Source organism: Bradyrhizobium sp. UFLA05-153 (assembly GCF_054185185.1).
In genome coordinates this window covers 1-2,526 of the sequence record NZ_JBBIAM010000283.1, presented here as the reverse complement: position 1 = coordinate 2,526, position 2,526 = coordinate 1, and the positions used below count along the sequence as shown (strand labels likewise).

Sequence of the window (2,526 nt, the reverse complement as noted above, 5' to 3'; positions counted from 1 at the left end):
GCACGAGATCGGCAGGAGACGGTGTGCGAGATCCGCGCGGCGTTCTCAGGCGATGATGGTGTCCGGATTTCAGATGATGTGTACAATCTGCTGATGCGAGTCAAAGGCGAAGCCGTCCTCCTCGACCTCTTCAACTCGATGGCATTGGATCAGGCCGAGCGCGAAGCTCTCGTCAAGGAACTGCGGAGCCTGTGGGAGCAGCGCCGTGTTCGCCTCCATCCTCCCTCACGCGCTACTCGTGTAGAGAGTGACTGTGATCAAATGGCGGAGCCAGCATAAAGGCCCGTTCGATGAATATGGCTACTCAGATCGCGCAATCTGAGTTCAAGTGGGTCCAGAAGCAGGGTGTTCGCCGATGAACGAGCGCCCTGCATCGCATGGCCAACTGGCCGAGAAAGTTCTACGAGGCGATTTGTCGGCGCCATGAACCGGATAGCAGCCTCAGGCGAGACACTTCGTAGAGTTGTGCTTCCCCCTGAGCCTCCAGCTATGTCGTGGCAAGGAAAGTAAAATGCCTGTTGACGGGTCTATGAAGGAAAAGTTCGTTGTTTCTCGGCGACGTACTGGTTTTGGGGATTGCTTGTGGTCGCTGGCGGCTGCCTGGCAGTATGCCAAGCGGACAGGGCGTACACTGGTCATCGATTGGCGCGGCTCCTGTTATCTCGATGAGCCCTTCACCAACGCCTTTGGGCTGTTCTTCCAACCGATTCAAGACATCGCCGGCGTGCGCGTGATTTGCGATGACCAAGTCAATCAACTCTCACTCCCAGGGCCGTTTTTTCCGACTTGGTGGAATCGACCGTCCATCGATTGCATTTATCGGCCTGATGAACAAATTTTTCGAGAGCGGGATGAGCTGAGGAAGCTCTTCGACGCCAAAGATGATACTCAGGCGAATACCGTGGTGTGTGATGCTTGTTTGATGTGGGGGTGTGATCAAGACGCAGAGCGAGAAATATTTCGGGCCATCAAACTGCGGCCTGAAATTCAAGCGCGGATTGAAGCGATCCATCAGGAGCACTTTGACGGTCGCAGCGTAGTAGGTGTCCATGTTCGACACGGCAACGGCGAAAATATCATGGGGCATACGCCGTACTGGGCCGATCCGGAGCTTGCCTTGCGGCAGGTATGCGCTGCCATCCAAAGGGCCAAGGCGTTGCCGCACGCAAATCCAGTGAAGGTGTTTTTGTGTACGGATAGCCCGAAGGTGCTGGATCAGGTGTCGACCGCGTTTCCTGACCTCTTTACCATTTCAAAGCGCTTCCAGGCGGATCAAGCAGGACCATTACACAGTGCAGAACTGGGAGCGGAAGGCGGGTTTTCTGCTCTCACGGAGATGTACCTCCTCGCTCGATGCGATACCATCATTCGCTTTCCGCCGACCAGCGCCTTTACGCGCTATGCGCGCCTTGTGGTGCCTCGAATCATTGAGTTCGAGTTGAATGATCCCAGCCGCTTGATCATAACCGATGAGTCGCGCGAGCATCGCGTCGTCGCGTAACCTGCATAACCCACACTCTCGCGGATCATACTGCCGTGTGCATTTGCCATGCTGTTTCGCTGCTGGATGCGTTGGCAGGGGTCTTTCAAAATGCACGGCGCCGAGTGAGGCCGACAATCTTCCCGGGTTCGAGATGAGCCTTGACCGAATACGGCCGCTGGCGGGCTTGTCCGGGCCTGCTGAGGTCCGTGTACTGACAAAGCTATTCCCGGCATCAGTTAGACCAAAACGTCTTTTGAGCATTGAAAACATCGTCTCCTGTTGGACTAACAGGCGTGTCGGTGATTGGGCGGGGTCTTGGAAGTCGATAGCATCTCTCTAGATCACACCATTGCGCCGAAACAAACGCCACCGTCGGGCCAAGCCCCCCAGATCCTTGAATTGTAGGACCACTGAACCGATGAACCTGACGTATGAGGCTCACGACGTCCGATTAGCTGCTGTGGTGAGTATCGCGCCGCCGCGGTCGTCAAAGGCGTACCCGAGATATAAGCTGTCGTGCTCAAGGACCCTGTGGTCTATTCGATCGAGGGATGGTTGATGGGAAGGGCGCCGGTCGCCGCCTGGATCTCTCATGACGCGACGACGAGACCGGACTCTGCGCATCGAAGGCCATCAAGCCAAAAAAAAAGACGCGCCAGTGGTGTTTGTCGGTTCGGCGGGCAAATGACAAACTTACGGCGTCAGAACGCGTTGAAGCGTTTCCGACAAAGAGGACACTATTGTCCTGGTTGAACTTGAGAGAAAAAGAGACCAGTCGATAGCGCTTCCGTTTAGGATGGCTACTGGAGATCAAAAAGGGACAAAGCGACATCGCGCGCGGCTGTCAGAAAGCGAACGCGCTATTGCTTTAACCCGCTGAGCTGTTTGCAAGCGCGACACTGCGTCGCAAACGTGTCGGCTTGCTTCGCATTGCACTGGCCCAAATCCTGCACCGATGTGCGCGCCATATGACTGTGGCAAGGACAACGGAATGAACGATGGGTTTAGTTCTCGACATGGCAGCCGACGATGCGCTCCGGTAT

At 55.7% G+C, this 2,526-nt stretch carries 1 protein-coding gene and 1 pseudogene; both read left to right on the top strand.

Annotated features, from left to right (window positions below):
• Nucleotides 1–279 (top strand): annotated as a pseudogene (locus Q2941_RS51285) (nodulation protein); the annotation flags it as partial.
• A gap of 232 nt (nucleotides 280–511) precedes the next feature.
• Nucleotides 512–1,501 carry a nodulation protein NodZ gene (locus Q2941_RS51280; protein WP_458197501.1) on the top strand — a complete coding sequence of 330 codons (990 nt, stop codon included), beginning with the start codon at nucleotides 512–514 and terminating at the stop codon, nucleotides 1,499–1,501.
• Nucleotides 1,502–2,526: the final 1,025 nt, after the last annotated feature.